A 19415-nucleotide genomic window follows, 5' to 3' on the forward strand; every position below is an offset into this window, starting at 1 on the left:
GGCTCATCCGAATCCAGGGTGTAGTCGGGTCTGAACCCGCCGGTCTCGAGCAGGGATCTGGCGATGTAGTTGGTCAGGTTGCGGAACCCCAGCGCCGAGCCGCGCAGGTGCTCGAGCCTGCCGTTGATCGCCTCGGTGGGTCCGTTGGAGGTGCTGGGCCGGTCGAAGTAGGCCAGGACGTCGGCGGCGCGCTTCTTCAGCGTCCTGCCGAGCTTGGTGATCTCGACCAGGGCCTTGGGGACGCCGGTGCTGATCGAGTCGATGAGCCGGGCCATCAGCTCGCGGCCGTGGCGCCGGTTCTCGTGGCGGTAGGCGGCGATCATGCGCTGGTAGACGCTCCAGGTGACCTCGACCTCGACGTGGGCGTCGTCGGCGAACAGGGTGTCCAGTCGGTCCTTCTGCTTGTCGTTGAGCAGGTCGGCGCCGGTGGACAGGGTCCGGCGGGCGGCATAGAGCGGGTCGCCCTTGCGGCCGCGGTGCCCACAGATGGCCTGCTGAACTCGCCGTCGGCACTCATCGAGCGCCTCGCCAGCGAGGCGCGTGACGTGGAAGGGATCTAGCACGGTCACCACGTCGGGCAGTTCCTCGACGGCGGCGGTCTTGAACCCGGTGAAGCCGTCCATCGCGACCACCTCCACGCCGTCGCGCCACTCCTGCGGGCGGTCGGCCAGCCAGGTCTTGAACGCCTGCTTGGAGCGTCCTTCGACCATGTCCAGCAGCCGTGCCGGGCCGGTGCCATCTCGCACTGGGGTGAGGTCGATGATCACGGTGACGTACCTGTCGCCGCGACGGGTGTGCCTCCACACGTGCTCATCGACCCCGACGACCTTCACCCCCTCGAAGCGGTGCTCCTCGTCGATCAGCACCCGCTTGCCCTCGGCCAGAACGGCGTCGTTGGCGGTGTCCCAGGCCACCCCGAGCCCCTCGGCGACCCGAGCCACGCTCAGGTGCTGGACCACGATCCCTTCCAGCGCCCACCGCAGAGCGCGCCGAGACAACTTGGCCCGGGGCTCGGCCGCGGCGGTGGTGTCCTGGCGCCACACATACCCACAGCCGCTGCAGCGGTAACGGCGCACGACGACCTCCAGCGTCGTGGGCCGCCAGCCCAGTGGTTCGTGGGCAAGCCGTCGGACCACGGTGTCACGTGGTCTCCCTTCGCAGCCGCAGCGCCGGCACCACTGGTCGGGCTCGACCACCTGGCAGGCCAATACGGCACGATCCGGCTCGAGTCGCTGCCCGGTGACAACGAGGCCGAGTTCGTCGAGGCGGCAGAAGGCAGTCAGGTCGGGGCTGGCGAACGCATCAGCGCGCCCGCCGACGGTAGCGTCGTGCACGTCGAGGTCTTTCGGGCTGAGTGTGTAGGAACTCTCATCCTCGGGAGACCTCGACCCTCACCCCGACACCGACGCGCCGGCCCGCCGCGCGACGTGCGCTACACCCTCATCTGGGAAGAGCCCCTTCCCCTCGACCGAGTAGCGACGCGTCGTCGGCTTCCCATTCGCCAGTTCCTTCGGCATAACCCCATCCTCGTTTCCAAGGTCAGGAGTCTCCAACAAACTCAGGGCGCTTCATGCCACCCGATCAAGGGCCACGGCCTGGCCCCCGACACCAACACCCGCAACCGGCTCATCACCCAACTCCGCGCCCCAGCCGAACGAGCCAATGCCATCATCAAACACTTCAAGGCCCTCCAGAAAGTCACCCTCGACCCCTGGCGCATCACCCAGATCGTCCGCTCAGCCCTCGTGATCGCTACTCACGTGCGAGGAGCCTGGTGAGAAAACCTCAGTGTCCTCCTTGGATCTGGGGGTGGCGCTCGACGGTTTCAAGCCGGGTCGCCGAGGACGGCGTGGTCAGGGACGAGCATGGGCTCTGCCGTGTCGATGCGGGCGTGGCCGCGGACGGTTACGCCTTGCCCGAAGCTGACGTCACCCAAGACCGTGAGGCTGCGTGCTCCGAGCAGGCCCAGGGGGTAGGGGATGCGGCGATCGAAGTCCTGGACGATCTTGTAGTGGTTGTCCAGACGGATCTCAGGAATCGGTCCTCGGGCGGTCAGGTGGTGATCCTCATCCAAGGAGAACAGGTCCGAGCGCAACAGCAGGAGTTCATTGGTGGTCTTGACCGGCAGGAACCGGTTGCGGTCCACGCCGATGGCACTGGCTCCCGGGAACACCTCGATGGCGGCACCCATCGCGGTCTCCATCTGGATGACCGCGGGTGAGGTGGGGTCCGCCGGATCGACGGTCTTCTCGTTGCGGATTAGCGGAAGGCCCAGCACGCCGGTGCGTTCCTGAAGGGTTCGCTTGAGCACGGGCAGGTGGACCCACAGGTTGTTGGTGTGGAAGTAGGGATGGCGGTGCTCGTCGGTGAAGAAGTCCATTTCCTCCGGCGCTGTCTGCGCCGTGTCGCGCAGTACCAGCTGTCCGTCGCGGCGGCGGATCGCCAAGTGCCCGCCCTTGCGGTCATTGGCGGTACGGGTGCACAACTCTGCGGCGTACGGGGCAGATGACTGGGCGAACCAGCCGGCCAGGAGTGCGTCCGGTGTGGCCCCGAGGTTGTCGCCGTTGCTCAGGAACAGGTATTCGTAGCCACGCTCCAAGAGCAGGTCGAGGATTCCAGAGTCGTCCAGCGCGGTATAGACGTCCCCGTGGCCCGGTGGGCACCACTCGAGGCTGGGGTCGCGAGGCCAGTCGATCGGAGTGAGGTCGTCGACCCTCAGCTTCGGCTCCTGGTTCTGCAAGAAGCACAGGGGCAAGCCCGGGACGGCGAGCTGGGGGTATGCCTCGAGCGCGCGGCGGGTGTCGGCGTCGGTACGGAAGGAGTTCATGAACAGAAGCGGCAGTCGCACGCCATGGCGCTGACGGGCGGCCAGCACTTGGCGGGCGATGATGTCGAGGAAGGTCAGCCCGTCGCGGACCTCCAGCAGGTTCTTGGCCTTGGCCAGACCCATCGACGTACCGAGGCCGCCATTGAGTTTGAGGATCGCCGTCCGGTCGAGTGCATCCTCTGCCTCACGGCGATCGATGTCGACGTCGCTGGCCATGTCGACCTCGAGGAGGGGTTCGATGTCGGCTTCGCGGACATACCCGCCGGCTCCATCGGCCAAGTTCGCATAGTGGGACTCGAACACCCGGATCGCTGCTGCTCCAACCCCTGCTGCATGCATCTTGTCGCGGGCCTGGGTCAGGCCAATGTCAGTCATGGTGTTCTCCTTCTGCGGTGCTGGGGATCCCGCTGCTTGCGCGGACCTGGAGGTGTGGTGGTACGAGGATGGACTCCCGGACCGGGCCGCCATGGTCGCGGCGGTCGATCTGGCGCAACAGGACGTCGACCAGGTGGAAGCCGATCGTGGTGAAGTCCTGCTGGACGCTGGTCAGCGGGGGCCACAGCCAGGCGGCGCTGACGTCGTCGAAGCCGACCACGGCCACGTCACGGGGAACCCTGCGGCCGCGTTCGTGCAGGGCTCGCAGGAGTCCAGCGGCCATCTCGTCATTGGCGACGAGCACCGCGGTGATGCTGGGGTCATCGGCGACCAAGAAGCCGGCGCGGTACCCGGAGGCGGGGCTCCAGTCACCATGGCTGACCGTCGCGGGCACCCGACGTCCAGCCGCCTGGAGGGACTCTCTCCAGCCCTGCTCCCGCTGCCTCGACTGCACCGAGTTTCGCGGCCCGGCAACCAGGTGCACAGTGTCGTGCCCCAGGCCCAGCAGGTGGTCGACCGCGAGGCGTGCTCCGGCCTGTTGGTCGAGGCCCACGTTCGGCACAGACAGGTCCGCCCAGGAGTCGGCCAACACCACGGGCAGGGACGGCGGGATGCGCACCGTCGCCAGTTCGGCCGTCTCCAATCCCAGCACGACCAGGCCCGCGACGCCCTGCCGAGCCCGTGCAATCGCGCGGTTCACGTCCTCGGCCGACCCGCTGGCCGCGTGGGCCAAAGCCACGTCATACCCGTGCTGGCGTGCCGAGGTGCACACCGCATCGATGATGTTGGCCTCGCCTGTCCGGTTGAGGTGGTGGGCCACCACACCAATGCTTGACGACCGCCCTGCTCGCAGTGCCTGGGCGGCCGCGTTGGGGGCGTAGCCGAGCTGCGCCATCGCCGCGAGCACCTTTTGCCGAGTCGGTTCGGCCACCGACTGTGTTCCATTGGCCACTCGGGAGACGGTTTGCGCCGAGACCCCGGCCACGGCTGCGACGTCTCGTGCGGTGGCACGGCCCGACCAACCAACGCCACCCCGGGTCGACGAGCGCAGGACCTGGTCACTCATGCAAGACGCCCCGCGGCCGCGCTGGGAGTGACCAGGTGCACCTCCGGGATCGGGAAACCTTCCTGTTGCGCCCGCTCGACTACCGCGTGGGCAACGTCCGAGGCCCGCCCTCGCGGCACCGGCGCCACGATGCTCCCCCCGAAGCCACCGCCGGTCATCCGGGCGCCGAAGGCCCCCGCCTCGACGGCCGCCTCCACCGCACCGTCGAGCTCTGCGACGCTCACCTCGAAGTCATCACGCAGCGAGGCATGTGACTGGCTCATCAACCGGCCCGCCCCCACGGCGTCACACGCACCCAGAGCCTTCACCATGTCCTCCACCCGCCACATCTCGGTGATGGGGTGGCGGGCCCGGGACCGCATCTGCTCGTCCGGCAGCGCCGCCAGGAGCGGCTCGAGATCTTCGGGTCGGTTGCGGTCTGCCACCTCGCGCAGCGAAGCGACGCCCAATGCCCGGGCCGCCGCCTCGCAGCTCGCACGGCGTTGTCCGTACTGCCTGTCGGCCAATTCGTGACTGGCCCTGGTGTCGACCACGACCAGGTCGACACCCATCTCCCCCATGGGGAAGGCCACGTGCTCGACGGATCCGTCACGACAGTCCAGGTGCAGCAGCGTCCCAGCTTCCGACCTCAGTGACGCAGCCTGGTCCATGCCACCGGTCGGGGCTCCAGCCACCCGGTTCTCCGACTCGACGCACAGTGCGGCCAGGCGGGCGCGACCCGCGTCGTCGCCACCCATCGGTGCGCCGTTCAGCTCCCCCAGGGCCAGACCCATGGCGCACTCGACCGCAGCCGAGGACGACAGACCGGCGCCCACGGGAACGCAGGACACGATTGCGGCATCGAAGCCGGTTGTCGCCACGCCCTCTTCCCGCAGCGCCCAAGCGGGTCCCGCACTGTAGGCCACCCATCCTTCGACGCCGCCCGGCCGCACCTCTGCGAGGTCACCCCGCCACGGGGCGTCTGTCTGCAGACCGGTGACCAGGCGTACTGCAGTGTCGCTGCGACGCGCCACCGCCACGAAGGTGCGGTGCGGCAGGGCCATGGGCAGGCAGGTGCCGTCGTTGTAGTCGACGTGGTCACCAATGAGGTTCACCCGACCGGGGGCCGCCCAGACGCCGCCGGGTCGCCCGTCGAAGTGCTGCTGGAACAGTTCCAGCGCCGCGCGCGTGCCCTGCTCGTCACTCCATGCCTGCTGGGCCAGATCGTCACCCATCACGTTCCTACTCACCGCCGACCCCGGGCGTGTGGCCCAGCCGGAAGACCTCGTCGTCGACGTTCATGTTTGCGCGAACAAGTGCTCGCGCTCAAGACCTTGACATTCTGCACATCCAAGGCGCAGCATCGAACAAGCATCCCGATGGTGCCGCAAACATTTTTACGTGGAGGCGCAGAATGGTCGGCGAAGTTGCCGAGTCCGACGAGGCCACCGCCCCACAGGAGTTCCACCCCACCGTCGGGGCCGGAACGAACAGGAGCAGCGGTGAGCATCCCGAAGCACCACCAGGGCCTGGAGGTCCTGCACGAGAACACGCTGGCCGCCCATGCCTACTTCGTGCCGGCCTCAGCGGCAGTGACCGATGTCGTCACCGCCCGTGAGTCGTCCGACCGGGTCCAACTGCTCAACGGTCAGTGGGACTTCCGCTACCACCACTCGGTCAACGACCTGGACGAGGCCTTCATGGACCCCGGGTGCACGGTCGAGGGTTTCGCTCCAATCACCGTTCCGGGTACTTGGCAGCATCAGGGCCACGACGCTCACCAGTACACCAACGTGCGCTACCCGATCCCGCTGGACCCGCCCCACGTCCCCGTGGACAACCCCTGCGGCGCCTACCGGACCACCTTCGATCACCACGCCGACGCGGCGGCGCCCGACACGATGCTGGTCTTCGAGGGCGTCGACTCCTGCTTCTACGTGTGGGTGAACGGGCACTACGTCGGTTACAGCCAGGTCAGCCACGCCACGAGCGAGTTCGATATCACCGAGGCGCTCGTGGAGGGCACCAACCACATGGCGGTGTTGGTGTTCAAGTGGTGTGACGGCACCTACCTCGAGGACCAGGACAAGTTCCGCACCAGCGGCATCTTCCGCGACGTTTACCTCGTCGACCGCCCTACCCGTCACCTGTTCGACTACTTCACCACTACCCAGATCCACGAGGCCGGCGCCACGGTGCGCCTGCGTGCCTCCTACGTGGGTGGCCCGGTCGAGACCCGGGCCACGCTGCTCGGCGCAGATGGCACGACGGTGGCCAGCGGTGTGCTGGCCGAGGCCAACGACGCCCGCGGGTACAGCCACGCCGTCGAACTCCACGTCAACCGGCCACGCCTGTGGAACCCCGAGCACCCGGAGCTGTACACCCTGTTGCTGGAGATGCCAGACGAGGTCGTCACCGACCAGGTGGGTCTGCGAGAGGTCTCGATCGACGACGTGGTCCTGCGCCTCAACGACTGCCCGGTGACGTTGAGGGGCGTCAACCGCCATGACTCCGCCCCCGCCACCGGACCCACCGTCGACGTCGCCCACATGCGCCGCGACCTGGAACTCATGGTGCGGCACAACATCAACGCCGTGCGCAGCTCCCATTACCCCAACGACCCCCGCTTCTACCAGTTGTGCGACCAGTACGGCCTGCTGGTCATGTCGGAGGCCGACAACGAGAGCCACGGAACGCAGGCCCAGTTCCTGGCCGACGAGTCCTGGGACAACGTCGTCGAGCACTGGAACGAGCTGATCGCCGACAGTCCCGACTGGACGGAGGCGACCCTGGACCGCGTGCAGCGTTGCGTCCAGCGCGAGAAGAACCGGCCGAGCATCTTCTCTTGGTCGGCCGGCAACGAGTGCGCCTATGGCTGCACCCTCGAGGTCTCCCTGGCCTGGATGAAGGAGTTCGACCCGGACCGGGTGACCCACTACGAGAGCGCCTTCTACCGCGGTTCCAAGCGCAGCTATGACTACTCGAACATCGACCTGTACAGCCGCATGTACCCGTCACAGCAGGAGATGCTCGACTACCTCGCAGGCGATCCAGACAAGCCGCTGGTGCTGGTGGAGTACTGCCACGCAATGGGCAACGGGCCCGGTGACCTGGAGGACTACTGGCAGCTCATCCACACCGACCCTCGCCTGTGCGGTGGGTTCGTGTGGGAGTGGTGCGACCACGCCGTCCTAGCCGGCCACACCGACGACGGCCGCCCCTGCTACCTGTACGGCGGCGACTCCGGTGAAGTCATCCACGACGGGAACTTCTGCGTCGACGGCCTCGTGTGGCCCGACCGCCGACCCCACCCCGGCCTTTTGGAACTGAAGAACGTGCAGCGCCCAGCCCGAGTCGTCGCGCACGACCCCGGCGCGGGCATGCTGACGCTGCGCAACGACCTGGACTTCACAAATCTCGACGAGGTGGTCGACCTGTCCTGGGAGCTGGTCTGCGACGGGATCGTCCTAGATCGTGGCGACCTGTCCTTCACGCGTCCTGTTCCGCCCCACACCGAAACCCAAGTGACCTGCCGCCCCCAGCTGCCGCGGGTAGGGCGCTGTCACCTGCGTGTGACGCAACACCTCCGCGTCGGCGACGCGGTGCGCGCCGCGGGCCAGGAGCTCGGCTTCGATGAGGTCGCCGTCCCTGTCGCCGACCCCCGCAACCAGCAGTCCGTGCAGTTGCTCGAGGCACCGCCCGGTGGCGTCTCCCCCGCCGTCGAGCAGGACCCCTCCGCGATCACGGTGCGTGGTGACGGCTTCCAGTACCGTTTCGACACCGGCACCGGGATGCCCACGTCGATGCTCGTGGGCGACCAGGAGATGTTCACGGCACCTGCGGAGGTCAACATCTGGCGCGCGCCCACCGACAACGACCGACGCATCCGCCTGGAGTGGGAACGGGCCCGCTACCCGTATGCCGCGGTCCGCGCACATGAGTGTTCCGCCCAGACCCTTGACGGGTCCGTGGTGGTGCGCGCCCGCATGACCCTGGACGCCGCGACGATCCAGCCCATCCTGCGCCTCGACGCCAGCTGGACCATCGACGTCGCGGGCCGATTGCGGTGCCAGATGGACGTCACCCGCACACCGGGGTTCCCAACCCTGCCCCGACTGGGTCTGCGCTTCTTCCTGGCACCGGAACTCGACCAGGCGTCGTGGGTCGGGCTCGGTCCGGGCGAGAACTACCCAGACAAGCGGCAGGCCAGCCGCCACGGCCACTTCACCAGCAGCATCGACGGACTGTTCGTCGACTACCTCCGCCCCCAGGAGAACGGCAGCCGCGGAGACTGCGACTGGGTCCGTGTGGAGCAAGCCGATGCGGCGCGTGGCCTGACCGTCACCTCACCGCGACCGTTCTCGTTCAACGCCTCCCGGATCACCCAAGAGCAGCTGTCGATTACGAGACACGACGTCGAGCTGGACCCCGACGACCAGGTGGTGCTGTGCATCGACCACGCCATGGCCGGGATCGGCTCCAACAGCTGCGGCCCCGAGCTGCTCGCCCGCTACCGGGTCGACGACGAGACGTACCACGTCGACCTCGTCCTCGCCCCCACCCGCCGCTGAACCCACCGGGAGACCCGAAACCATGCCCACACACGCTGCAAGTTCTGGCAAGACGTACCTGACCTGGGGCAACAAGATCGGCTACGGCTCCGGTGACATCGCCGGCAACGTGGTCTACGCGTTCCTGTCGGCCTTCCTGATGATCTACCTGACCGACCAGATGGGCCTCAACGCCGGTGTCATCGGCACGCTCATGATGGTCGCCCAGCTGTTCAATGGTGTCACCGACATCGGTTTCGGGGCCTTGCTCGACCGCACCCATACCCGAATGGGCAAGGCTCGGCCGTGGATGCTGTGGCCCTACATCGGCTGCGCTGTCACCCTGGTCGCCAGCTTCGCCATCCCCGGCGGGCTCAGTGAGACGGGCAAGTACATCTGGTTCTTCCTCGCCTATATCCTGCTCAACTCGGTGTTCTTCACCGCGAACAACATCGCCTACTCGGCGCTGACGGCGCTGATCACCAGGAACTCCGCCGAACGAGTGCAGATGGGCTCCATCCGCTTCATGTTCGCGTTCACCACCAGCATGCTCATCCAGACCTTCACCGTCCAGGGCGTGCGCATGCTGGGTGGCGGCGCCGACGGGTGGCGGGCCATCGCGATCATCTATGCCGTCATCGGTCTGGCGGTTAACACGATCTCGGTGCTGTCGGTCAAGGAGCTGCCGCCCGAAGAGCTTGACGAGGGCCACGATCCGGCCGCCGCCGAGCGCTACTCGTTCAAGGAGGGCGCCCGGATCCTGCTCGCCAACAAGTTCTATCTGATCATCCTGGTCATCTACCTGGTCCAGCAGATCTTCACCGCCACCCTGAACATGGGCATCTACTTCATGACCTACGTCCTCGGTGACGCGACCCGTCTGGGCGCCTTCGCATGGGCGATCAACATTCCGCTGATCATCGGACTGCTGTTCACCCCCGTTCTGGTCAAGCGCTACGGACAGATGTACCGCCTCAACATCTGGGGTTACGTCGTCGCCGTCCTGGGCCGCTTGGGTGTCGTGGCCGGTGGCTACATGGGCAGCATCCCCCTCATGATCGCCTCCTCCGCGATCGCCTCTCTGGGCATGAGCCCCCTGCAAGGCACTCTCAATGCGCTGATCGCCGAGGCCTCCGAGTACACCTTCCTGCGCACCGGCAAGCACATCGACGGCATGATGTTCTCCTGCACCACCCTCGGTGTGAAGATCGGCGGCGGCGTCGGAACAGCCTTGGCCGGATGGCTCTTGGCCGCCAGCGGCTACGTCGGCAACGCCACCACCCAGAGCAGCTCCGCGATCCACATGCTCTACTTCATGTACCTGTGGATCCCCGCCATCGCCACCCTCATCATCCTCGCCTTCCTCACCCGGCTCGACGTCGAGAAGGCCAACCGGGCGCTGCGCACGTCGGCAGACCGCGTGACCGCGTGAGCACCAGCACCCTCTTCGAGCATCCCCAGAGACACAGGAGAAGACATGTCGTGGTTGGTCACCGGCGGAGCCGGCTACATCGGGTCGCACGTCGTGCGGGCCTTCATCGAGCAGGGCATCACCCCGATCGTGGTCGACGACCTGTCCAGCGGCCACCGGGAATTCGTGCCCGACGGCGTCGACTTCGTCGAAGGCCAGGTGCAGGACACCTCGCTGCTGGAGCGGACGATGCGTGAGCACGACGTCGAGGGCGTGATGCACATCGCTGGGTACAAGTACGCCGGCGTGTCGGTCGCCCGGCCGCTGCACACCTACAGCCAGAACGTGCAGGGCACCGCGGCGGTGCTGGAGGCGATGCAGCGCGTCGGCGTCAGCCGAATCGTGTTCTCCAGCTCGGCGGCCGTCTACGGCACCCCCGACGTCGACCTGGTCACCGAGGACCAGCCCACCGCCCCCGAGTCGCCCTACGGCCAGAGCAAGCTGATCGGCGAGTGGCTGCTGGCCGACCAGGCCCGCGCGCTGGAGCTCACCGACGGTGCCACGCCGCTGCAGCACGTCAGCCTGCGCTACTTCAACGTCGTCGGCTCCGGCACCGACGAGGTCTACGACACCAGCCCGCACAACCTGTTCCCGCTGGTCATCGAGGCGCTCATCGAGGGCCGCACGCCCCGCATCAACGGCACCGACTACCCGACGCCGGACGGCACCTGCGTGCGCGACTACGTCCACGTCGCCGACTTGGCCACCAGCCACGTCGCCGCCGCGACGGCGATGGCCGAGGGGCGCGAGCTGCGGCCGGTGTACAACCTGGGCAGCGGCGACGGGCTCTCGGTGCGCGAGATCATGGACGCGATGCAGCGTGGCACCGGCCACACCTTCGAGCCGGTGATCGGCGAGCGCCGCCCCGGCGACCCGGCGCGCATCGTCGCCAACGGGGACGCCGCCGCCCGCGACCTGGACTGGCGGATGCGCCACTCCATCGACGACATGGTCACCTCGGCGTGGCAGGCGCGCACCGCCCATCCCGACATAAGCGAGTGAGACCCGCTGACCACGGCACCTGCCTCATCGGGACACGACACGCCTCACCCCACCCGCGATGTCGACCACCCGAACCCGCACCCAGTTGACCAGGAGAAGTACTCAGTGGCAGACGTTTTCCAACCACCGGGTATCTTAATCGGCTCATCACAGATGAGGGTGTAGCTGGGGCGGTGGCCAGGTAGGGGCCGAGGTCTCCCGATGATGGGGGTTCCTACACCTTCCATCCAGAAGACCTCGACTTGTCTGACGCTACCTTCGCTTGCCCCGACCTGACCAAGTTCTGTCGGCTCGACGACCTCGGGCTCGTCGTCACCGGGCAACGGATCGAGCCCGACCGTGCCGTTCTCGCGTGCCGGGTCGTCGACGACCGCTGGTGCCGCCGCTGCGGCTGTGAAGGCAGCCCGCGCGACTCGGTCACGCGCGAGCTCGCCCATGCCCCGCAGGGCTGGCGGCCGACGACCTTGGTCGTGACGGTCCGTCGGTACCGGTGCACCGGCTGCACCCGCGTGTGGCGCCAAGACACCAGCGCGGCGGCCGAACCGCGGGCCAAGCTGTCCCGTGCTGGGCTGCGGTGGGCGCTGGAAGGGATCGTGGTCCAGCACCTCACCGTGGCCCGGGTCGCCGAAGGACTCGGCGTCGCCTGGAACACCGCCAACGACGCGGTCCTGGCCGAAGGCAAGCGGCTGCTGATCAACGACCCGGCCCGATTCGACGGGTCTGCTGCATGGATAGGTGACAGGTTGTAGTCACGCCGCCAGTGCGACGGTCGTGTTCCTGATGGTCTCGAACTCGATGGACGTCAAACGGCCCAGGCGGGCTTGACGGCGTCGGCGGTGGTAGGTCCGCTCGATCCAGGTCACTATCGTGATCCGCAGCTGTTCGCGTGTGGTCCAGGAGCGGCGGTCGAGGACGTTCTTCTGCAGCAACGCGAAGAAGCTTTCCATCGCGGCGTTGTCTCCGCTGGAGCCGACTCTGCCTATGGACCCGACCATGCGGTGGCGGGCCAGAGCGCGGAGCATCTTCCTGCTTCGGAATTGAGATCCCCTGTCCGAATGGACCACGCAGCCGGCGATGTCGCCGCGCACCTGGACGGCGTTCTCGAGCGCCTGAACGGCCAGCCGCGACTTCATCCGCGAGTCGATCGAGTATCCGACGATCCGGCCGGAGTAGACGTCCTTGATCGCGCAGAGGTAGAGCTTGCCCTCCACGGTCTTGTGCTCGGTGATGTCCGTCAGCCAGAGCTGGTTCGGCGCGTCCGCGGCGAACACAGGCCGGGTCCGACCGTCCTCATCGAGCACGGCGCAGAGGTCGTCGTGAACCGGCGGGCCGGGCCGGCGGCTCTTACCCCGTTTGGGTTTGCCGAACGCGCTGAACCACCCGTTCATGGAGGCGATCCGCCATGCGGTCCGATCCGACATCGCCTCACGCCATCCCGCTCGACCTCCTCAAGTCAGAGCAGGAACGCATCCGCACCACCCTCGACGCTATCGAACACCGGCTGGAGAACCTCGCCGCCAGCTACGAGGACGCCCGTGAGGGCCTCGACCAGCTCGCCGACATCCTCACCGATCTCGGCGACGTCTACGCGCGGTGCGAACCTGCTGAACGCCGCTTCCTCAACCGAGCCCTCTTCGACAAGATCATCCTTGACGACGAGGAGACCGTCCGCTACCAGCCCGGCCAGGCCGTCCAGGCAGCGTTGGACTGCGTCATCCCTGGTCACGCACCGATCGCCGAGGCCCAAGCATCCGACCCCGAAGAAACTTCGAACCCTGCCCGCTTGTCTGCGGGGCAGGGTTCGAAAATGTCACTTTTGGTGGAGCTAAGGGGATTCGAACCCCTGACCTCTTCCATGCCATGGAAGCGCGCTACCAACTGCGCCATAGCCCCAAGTTACCCTGCGGAACGAGGTAGAACGTTACCCCCTGGTGGGGCTCTACGCCAAATCGTTGCCGCGGGGAGGGGAGCGCTAGCCGGAGATGGGGAGCGCCGACATCTGCCGTCCGGCTTTGGTGGTCAGGATGAGGGTGGCGTCACCGCGTGGGATCTCGAAGCGGACGTAGCCGGTCGTGGTCTGGCCGGCGGAGAGGTTCCCGGTGTCGAGCGCGGGTGCCGGGGCGCCGGGGGTGGGGTCGTACACGGTCGTTCCGGCGTTGGAGAACATCACGAAGCCGTAGGTGATGTCGCCGCGATCGGCTGTGATCTTGACGCGCGCGACGACGGCGTCACCGTCCCAGGTGCGACTCAGCACCTCCCAGCGTCCCGCGCTTGCGGTGGCGCCGGGCAGCGAGAAGGGCATGCCGGGGCCCGCAGTCTGCTCAGGCGCTGACGGTGTGGGGGAGGGGGCAGGGGCGTCGCTGTTGGGCCTGATGAACACGAAGGCGAGAACGGCGGCGACCACGACAACGGCGACGGCGATCACCCAGCGGGTGCCGTTCGGGTTCTTGGGCGGTGCGTAGGCATTGATATCGACCGGGCGGCGCTGGTAGGGATCCTGCTGCGGCCACTGTTGCGTCATAGCGGCGAGGCTACCCGACCACCGGAGGTCAGCATCGCAACACCTGTGGACGAACCAAAGCGCTGTGGACGGTGCCTCATCAGCCGTGTGGTCACCCAACTGGCGGGCATGAGTCTTCCCGAGACCGAGCGAGTCACTGTCGCCACCACGACCGACCTGGTTGAGATCATCCCCATGCTCCTGGGATTCCATCCTCAGGAGTCCCTCGTCGTGATTGCCGTCGACGGCTCCCAGGTCGTCGTCACCGCCCGAGCTGACCTTCCTGACGCACAGGGATGCCTCCACGCCTCGCTGGCGCACCTGTGGGGGCGATTCCCTCGGGCCTGTTTCGTGTTCGTCGGTGTCTCGGGGCAGGTGGATGCCGCTTGGTCGGCCCTTCGGCAGATGGACGCCGACCTTCCCGCTGACCTGCAGCGGCGCTTCCTCGTCGCGGATGGGCGCCGGTGGTACGACACCCCCGACGATGCGAGCGGCACGCCATACGACCGTGTTGGCAGCGTGCATGTCGCCCGTGCGGCGTTCGCTGGTCGCCCCGTGCGCGCGAGCCGTGACGAACTGGTCGCGCTGCTGGAGCCAGCCTGGTCCGCGTCAGATATGCAGGCCTCGCTGGTGCGCGTCGAGGCGAGCCTCACCGGGATCAGGCATCTGCGGGAGCGGGCAGCGGCGACGGCGGCGGTCCATCTGGCCGGTGGGCCCGATCTCTCGCTCGATGAGGCCACTGTGGTGTGCCTGGCGTCACACGACCCGGGCTTTCTGGACGCCCAGGTGCGGGCTGTGACCCGGGAGTCGGCCGCGCAGCATCAGCGGTTCTGGCTGCAGGTCGTCCGAGGGAGTGTTCCCGCCTGCGCCGGTGGAGCGCTGGTGGGCCTAGGGATCAGCGCCTGGCTGGCCGGTGAAGGAGCACTCCACACCGTGTGCCTGGAGAAACTGGGATCGGTTCAGGGCCCACCGGAGTGGGTTGACCTGCTCGACCTGATCAACGCGGCCGCGCTCAGCCCCGACGAGTGGGACAGCTTGCGAGAGGGTCACCAGGCGTTGACCCGCCTGGGCTGACACCGCCCAGGCCGAGGGCTAGAGGCGGCGACGCCAGGCAGCCAGCCCGCGGTAGATCCGGTCATCAAGGCGGTGCGGATCCACCTCCAATGCGGCCCGATCCCAGTGGGCTGCCTCAGCACCTGCGACGTAGGTGGCATTCAAGAAGGCGAGGAGAGTCTTGTCGGGGTCTGGGCTGGTGCGAACCTCCTCATAGGAGAGGATCCACTCGCCGAGGTTCGTATCGAAATGCCCCACCGGCATGTGAGCGTCGCGATACCCCGAGGGTTCTGGATAGAAGTACGCGTAGAAGCTGCCCTCTGGTGAGCCGCCAGGCCAAAAGCCGACTGCGGCGTTCTCGCGGGATTCAGCTTCGCCCATCACCCACGGTGGGCAGTTCGGCGGGTTGCCGGTGTGCGGTGGAGCCATCCGACCGGAAAAACGTGTCGCTGAGAGGTCGAGTGACCCCCAGAACAACTGGACGGGACTGTCCTTCCCGATGAACCCGGCACGCCAAGCCGAGAAGGCCGGCTCCATGCTCACAAGTTGACGCCAGAAGGTGCTGGCGGCCACCGGATCGTACTCGCGCACCGTGGTGTCCTCGGCGAACGGGATGGCCGGAGAGACCTCATTCGGGGACGCCACAATCGAGCAACCCAGCGACAACGTAACCAAAGCCTCCTGCAAGCGGGCATAGAAGTCCGCCACCGAGCCGGACACGAGGGGGATGAAGTGCTGTGCTCCGTCGCTGTCACGGATGACAAGGCGATGGTCAACGAAGTCGAACTCCATGTCGAAGGACGCCGCGACGCCATGGAGCAGGTGCGTCCGTAGACCTCGAGCGTTCACCTCGAAGCTCACGTTCCACCAGTGGTTCAGCAGGCTCGTGGAGACCATCTGCACCTTGCCGACGATCTGCAACCACATGTGCAGCAGTTCGCGAGTGGAAGCCCACTCATCCACCACAAGCCGGGGCCAGCGTTCGTCGGTCATGGGTTCCTCCTGGGCGAGACAGGGGTGGGGTTGGGTGCTGATCGGCAGGCTAGCGCCGGGCCGTCGTTGCGGAAAGCTGTGGATGAGGTCGGCGCGACGCATGGTTGTCCACAGGTGCACGGCGTCATGGCGCGTGGGCGTCGACGGTGCCCAACGTGATGGCATGAGCAGGAACTCGGTGATGCGTGAGGCCGCACGGGCCAGGCTCAGCGCCGTCCTCGACGACGTTCGCGGCAGTCGCGATCGCACGCCTGGTATGCCGGAGACTCTGAGCGTGCCCACGATGGGCGCGACCGAGATGATGAGCGCGGCCGAGATGTGGGCCCCTCCTGAACCCGAGCCACGGCCTGCAAGGTGGCGCGACGAAGAGCCCCCACACGTCGCGTCACAAGGCGCGCAACCCCCACCGGAGGACGACACCGACCCACCGCCACATCCTGGGAGCGGTCACGATGTGGAGTTGCGGGAGCGTGGCCCGCGGCAGGGGCGCTCGCTGTTGCCGCTGGATGAGCCTCGGGGGAGTCGTTCGAGCGAGCGGAGCGCGACTCTGCGGTCCGAACGGGGAGCGCCACCGTCAACCGAGCGACCCCGACGTGCGCGGGCTCACCCCCCGGACGAACCCGCGGAGCCGCTGTTCGCGTCACGGTGGTTGTCGTGGTTCACCCGCACCCACCTGGTGGTCGTGGCCATCATAGGCCTCATCGGGCTTGCGGTTGCCTGGTGGGCGGCCAGCCAGGCGAGTGCTCGTCCCATCGAGGTCGCGGCCCCCACACCCACCCCGATCACCGCGACAGCCCCTCCCGCATCGGCGTCAGCGAGCCCGAAACCGACGATCCGCATCCACGTCCTGGGCGCGGTCGCTCACCCGGGGGTGGTCAGTGTGCCGGAAGGTGCCCGCGTCGAGGACGCACTGGCAGCCGCCGGTGGCCTGACGCCCCAGGCGCGGCCCGGGGAGCTGAACCTGGCGCAAGTGCTGACCGACGGCGCGCAAATCCTGATCGGTACAACCGCTGCGGTCGGTGGCGAGGTCCGCGGTGAAGCAGCCCCCGCCGCCGGTGGTGCGGCGCGCGGCAACACCGTGCTCGACCTCAACAAGGCGACGGCGGAGCAATTGGATGGCCTGCCGGGCGTGGGTCCGGTGACGGCCCAGCGGATCCTGGCCTGGCGCGATTCTCATGGGACGTTCTCCCGCGTCGAGGAACTCCAAGAGGTCGAGGGCATCGGCGCCAAGACGCTGGAGCGACTCGCACCGCTGGTCCGCGTATGAGCGCCGACACGTCTTCGCCTCAGCCAGTCGCGGTGTGGGTCATGCCCCTGATCGCTGTCGTGGCCTGGGGCGTGACCGCAGCCGTCAGGTCGCAGATGCCTGCCGCAACCGTGGTAGCTGTCGTACTTTTGGGGGCACTTGCGGGCGTGGCGTGGTGGCGACGCAGTGCTGTGGCCCTAGCCGCAGTGTGTCTGGGGTGTCTGTGTGCCTTGTCCAGTGGGGTCCAGGTTGCGGCGAGCACGGGCGATGCTGCCAGGGCCTTGGCGCGTGAGGGTGCGAGCGCCACCGTCGAGGTGGACGTGGGGGCCGGGCGTCTGTGGGAGGCCACCGCAACCAGGCCAGCGTGGTGGCGAGCCTCCGGGACGCTGCGCTCCATCCAAGCGAGGGGACGCGCTTGGTCGTCGGGTGCGGAGGCGACTGTGATGGTAAGCGGGGATGCCGCTCGGGCGTGGGCGGCGTTGCCCCTGGGGAGCCGGGTACAGGCGTCGGTGCGGCTGCAGGAACCTGATCCTGGAGAGGCCTCCTGGGTCGTGGTGGCGGGCCGCGGCGCGCCCACTCATGTGGAGGCTCCCGGTCTTCCCTGGAACGTGGTGGGAGCGCTCCGTGCAGGATTGCGTGCCGCCTGTGCGGGATTGCCCGACGAGGCGCGGGGGCTGGTCCCGGCACTGGTCGTCGGAGACACCTCGGGGATCTCCGATGATCTACGGGAGCGATTCGTCACCACGGGATTGACGCACCTCACCGCAGTGTCGGGGGCAAACCTGACGTTGATGCTGGGATTTCTGCGATGGATGGCGGTGTGGCTTGGCGTGCGGGGACGCTGGATCGCGGTCGTGCTCACCGCCGGGGTAGCGGGGTTCGTGCTGCTGTGTCTGGGGGAGCCCAGCGTGTTGCGCGCCGCGGCCATGGGGCTTGTGGGCGTGGCGGCACTGGGGCACGGTGGCGGCCCTCGGGAGGGGCTGAGGCGGCTCGCCGTGGCGGTGACAGCCGTCGTATTACTGGCTCCGGCGATGGCGCTATCAGTGGGATTCGCCCTCTCGGTGCTGGCGACCGGCGGGCTGCTGCTGTGGGCTCGGCCATTCTCGGAGGCGCTCGGGTACTGGCTGCCACGCTGGCTTGCCGAAGCCCTCGCGATCCCTCTCGCCGCGCAGGTGGCGACCGAGCCCGTGGTGATTGCCCTGGCCGGTCAAGTCAGCGTCGTCGCTGTGCTGGCCAACCTCGCTGCGGGACCGTTCGTTGCTCCTGCCACTGTCTTGGGCTTGGCCGCAACGCTCGTAGCCCCCGTGCTGATGCCCCTCGCGCAGGGTCTTGCGTGGCTTGCAGGGTGGTGTGCGTGGGCGATCGCACAGGTCGCACGCTGGGGTGAGGCCCTTCCCGGGGCGGCGACCCCGCTCCCCGTCCACGTGGGCACGCAGGCCGTCGTGGCGGTCGCATGCCTCCTGGCTGCGGTCGCGCTACCGGCCGTACTCAGACGACCCCTCGCGGCGGTCGCGTTGGCGGGAATCGTAGCGCTGGCCTTGATTCGTCCACCGGTCACGCCCGGGTGGCCCGACGCCGAGTGGCGCCTAGCCTCCTGCGATGTCGGGCAAGGCGACGCCACCGTCGTACGAGCAGGTCCCAAGCAGGCCGTCGTGATCGACACCGGGCCCGAACCTCGCCTGCTCACCCGGTGCTTGGACCAACTCGGCGTGGCGACGGTGCCGCTGCTGATCCTGACGCACCTCCACGCGGATCACGCGGGCGGGATCGCCGCGCTGAGCAGTCGAGGCGTCTCCATGGTCGTGACCTCCAGCGTCCGTACCCCTGCGGCGGCCGACCGGTCCATCGCGGCGGCGCTCCCCGGAGTCCCCCGCGTCTTCGCGGGTGGCGGCGAGGCGTGGGCACTGGGGGAGGCCACCGTGACGATCGTGACGGCGCCCCAGGCCCCCGTCGAGATCGCGGTGAGTGATGGTGAGTCGTCTGCGGAGAACAATGCGTCGCTGTTGATCCGTGTGCTCGTCGGCGGGGTCAGCCTGATCGTGGCCGGTGATGCGGAACAGCAGACCCAAGCGTCGCACGCAGGTCTCGGTGAGGCGGTGGACGCTGACGTGCTTCTGGTGCCTCACCACGGCTCCAGCCGTCATGCGGCAGCATTCTTCGACGCGGTGAGCCCGGCGGTGGCCCTGATCAGCGTGGGCGCTCGCAATGACTACGGGCACCCAGCGGCATCAACGGTGCGGGACGTCGCGGGGACGGGGGCTCGCGTGATCCGCACGGACGAGCACGGCAGCATCACTGTCGCCCCGGCCCCTGGAGGCCTCGTCGTGACGCCGCAACGGTAGGGGCGTGCGAG

General features: G+C 67.8%; 13 protein-coding genes, 1 tRNA gene and 3 pseudogenes. 8 read left to right on the top strand and 9 right to left on the bottom strand.

The genetic code is table 11. The features are described 5' to 3' along the window. Nucleotides 1-3 precede the first annotated feature (3 nt). Nucleotides 4-1334: pseudogene (locus tag C1706_RS12815) on the bottom strand (ISL3-like element ISPfr3 family transposase). A 93-nt stretch (nt 1335-1427) separates the two neighbouring features. On the opposite strand from C1706_RS12815, the gene C1706_RS15005 reads away from it, so the two are divergent. Next, nucleotides 1428-1778, top strand: a complete 351-nt coding sequence (locus C1706_RS15005; protein ID WP_129459644.1) for a hypothetical protein — start codon at nt 1428-1430, stop codon at nt 1776-1778. A 47-nt stretch (nt 1779-1825) separates the two neighbouring features. Here C1706_RS15005 and C1706_RS12825 read toward each other — a convergent pair whose 3' ends face one another. The 3 genes from C1706_RS12825 to galK are packed head-to-tail and all read right to left on the bottom strand — an operon-like array spanning nt 1826 to nt 5482. Next, the gene (locus tag C1706_RS12825) at nt 1826-3202 is read right to left on the bottom strand and encodes a UTP--glucose-1-phosphate uridylyltransferase (RefSeq protein WP_075893341.1); all 1377 of its coding nucleotides are present in this window, start codon (nt 3200-3202) and stop codon (nt 1826-1828) included. Next, nucleotides 3195-4268, bottom strand: coding sequence for a LacI family DNA-binding transcriptional regulator (locus tag C1706_RS12830; RefSeq protein ID WP_129459645.1), 1074 nt, complete (start codon nt 4266-4268; stop codon nt 3195-3197). The genes C1706_RS12825 and C1706_RS12830 overlap by 8 nt, the downstream gene beginning before the upstream one ends. Continuing rightward, the gene (gene galK, locus C1706_RS12835) at nt 4265-5482 is read right to left on the bottom strand and encodes a galactokinase (RefSeq protein WP_129459646.1); all 1218 of its coding nucleotides are present in this window, start codon (nt 5480-5482) and stop codon (nt 4265-4267) included. Before galK ends, C1706_RS12830 begins: the two co-directional genes overlap by 4 nt. Nucleotides 5483-5749: 267 nt before the next feature. Between galK and C1706_RS12840 the strand changes: the two genes are divergently transcribed. From C1706_RS12840 to C1706_RS12855, 4 genes and pseudogenes are all read left to right on the top strand, one after another. Beyond that, the gene (locus C1706_RS12840) at nt 5750-8818 is read left to right on the top strand and encodes a glycoside hydrolase family 2 TIM barrel-domain containing protein (RefSeq protein ID WP_129459647.1); all 3069 of its coding nucleotides are present in this window, start codon (nt 5750-5752) and stop codon (nt 8816-8818) included. 22 nt (nt 8819-8840) lie between these two features. Continuing rightward, entirely contained in the window at nt 8841-10229 is a 1389-nt protein-coding gene (locus C1706_RS12845; RefSeq protein ID WP_129459648.1) for an MFS transporter, read from the top strand. A gap of 45 nt (nt 10230-10274) precedes the next feature. Beyond that, nucleotides 10275-11270, top strand: coding sequence for a UDP-glucose 4-epimerase GalE (galE, locus tag C1706_RS12850; protein ID WP_013160161.1), 996 nt, complete (start codon nt 10275-10277; stop codon nt 11268-11270). Nucleotides 11271-11512: 242 nt separating this feature from the next. Further along, nucleotides 11513-11989: pseudogene (locus C1706_RS12855) on the top strand (ISL3 family transposase); the annotation flags it as partial. 30 nt (nt 11990-12019) lie between these two features. Here C1706_RS12855 and C1706_RS12860 read toward each other — a convergent pair. From C1706_RS12860 to C1706_RS12875, 4 genes and pseudogenes are all read right to left on the bottom strand, one after another. Then, nucleotides 12020-12670, bottom strand: a pseudogene (locus C1706_RS12860) (IS3 family transposase); the annotation flags it as partial. 53 nt (nt 12671-12723) lie between these two features. Beyond that, nucleotides 12724-12996, bottom strand: a complete 273-nt coding sequence (locus tag C1706_RS12865) for a hypothetical protein (protein ID WP_129459649.1) — start codon at nt 12994-12996, stop codon at nt 12724-12726. 91 nt (nt 12997-13087) lie between these two features. Next, nucleotides 13088-13163, bottom strand: a tRNA-Ala gene (locus tag C1706_RS12870). A 79-nt stretch (nt 13164-13242) separates the two neighbouring features. Beyond that, the gene (locus C1706_RS12875) at nt 13243-13791 is read right to left on the bottom strand and encodes a DUF4352 domain-containing protein (RefSeq protein WP_129459650.1); all 549 of its coding nucleotides are present in this window, start codon (nt 13789-13791) and stop codon (nt 13243-13245) included. Nucleotides 13792-13899: 108 nt separating this feature from the next. On the opposite strand from C1706_RS12875, the gene C1706_RS12880 reads away from it, so the two are divergent. Further along, nucleotides 13900-14844, top strand: coding sequence for a DUF4192 domain-containing protein (locus C1706_RS12880; protein WP_129459651.1), 945 nt, complete (start codon nt 13900-13902; stop codon nt 14842-14844). Nucleotides 14845-14862: 18 nt separating this feature from the next. Here C1706_RS12880 and C1706_RS12885 read toward each other — a convergent pair whose 3' ends face one another. Further along, a complete protein-coding gene (locus tag C1706_RS12885) occupies nt 14863-15816 on the bottom strand; it encodes a DUF5996 family protein (RefSeq protein WP_129459652.1) in 954 nt (317 codons plus the stop codon). 682 nt (nt 15817-16498) lie between these two features. Here C1706_RS12885 and C1706_RS14095 point away from each other — a divergent pair. Both C1706_RS14095 and C1706_RS12895 read left to right on the top strand, forming a co-directional pair. Further along, nucleotides 16499-17083, top strand: coding sequence for a helix-hairpin-helix domain-containing protein (locus C1706_RS14095; protein WP_164987562.1), 585 nt, complete (start codon nt 16499-16501; stop codon nt 17081-17083). Nucleotides 17084-17124: 41 nt separating this feature from the next. Further along, nucleotides 17125-19404 (top strand): ComEC/Rec2 family competence protein, encoded by a 2280-nt coding sequence (locus C1706_RS12895; protein WP_164987563.1) that lies wholly within the window; start codon nt 17125-17127, stop codon nt 19402-19404. The last annotated feature ends 11 nt before the right edge of the window (nt 19405-19415 follow it).

Origin of the sequence: Propioniciclava flava, from assembly GCF_004126535.1 — a bacterium.
Taxonomy (GTDB): domain Bacteria; phylum Actinomycetota; class Actinomycetes; order Propionibacteriales; family Propionibacteriaceae; genus Propioniciclava; species Propioniciclava flava.

Bases quoted from the DNA above. Each gene is read 5' to 3' on its own strand.
- C1706_RS12895 (WP_164987563.1), top strand. From the start codon at position 17,125: ATGCCCCTGATCGCTGTCGTGGCCTGGGGCGTGACCGCAGCCGTCAGG.
- C1706_RS12885 (WP_129459652.1), bottom strand. From the start codon at position 15,816: ATGACCGACGAACGCTGGCCCCGGCTTGTGGTGGATGAGTGGGCTTCC.
- C1706_RS12830 (WP_129459645.1), bottom strand. From the start codon at position 4,268: ATGAGTGACCAGGTCCTGCGCTCGTCGACCCGGGGTGGCGTTGGTTGG.
- C1706_RS12880 (WP_129459651.1), top strand. From the start codon at position 13,900: ATGAGTCTTCCCGAGACCGAGCGAGTCACTGTCGCCACCACGACCGAC.
- galK (WP_129459646.1), bottom strand. From the start codon at position 5,482: ATGGGTGACGATCTGGCCCAGCAGGCATGGAGTGACGAGCAGGGCACG.
- C1706_RS12825 (WP_075893341.1), bottom strand. From the start codon at position 3,202: ATGACTGACATTGGCCTGACCCAGGCCCGCGACAAGATGCATGCAGCA.
- C1706_RS12845 (WP_129459648.1), top strand. From the start codon at position 8,841: ATGCCCACACACGCTGCAAGTTCTGGCAAGACGTACCTGACCTGGGGC.
- C1706_RS12875 (WP_129459650.1), bottom strand. From the start codon at position 13,791: ATGACGCAACAGTGGCCGCAGCAGGATCCCTACCAGCGCCGCCCGGTC.
- galE (WP_013160161.1), top strand. From the start codon at position 10,275: ATGTCGTGGTTGGTCACCGGCGGAGCCGGCTACATCGGGTCGCACGTC.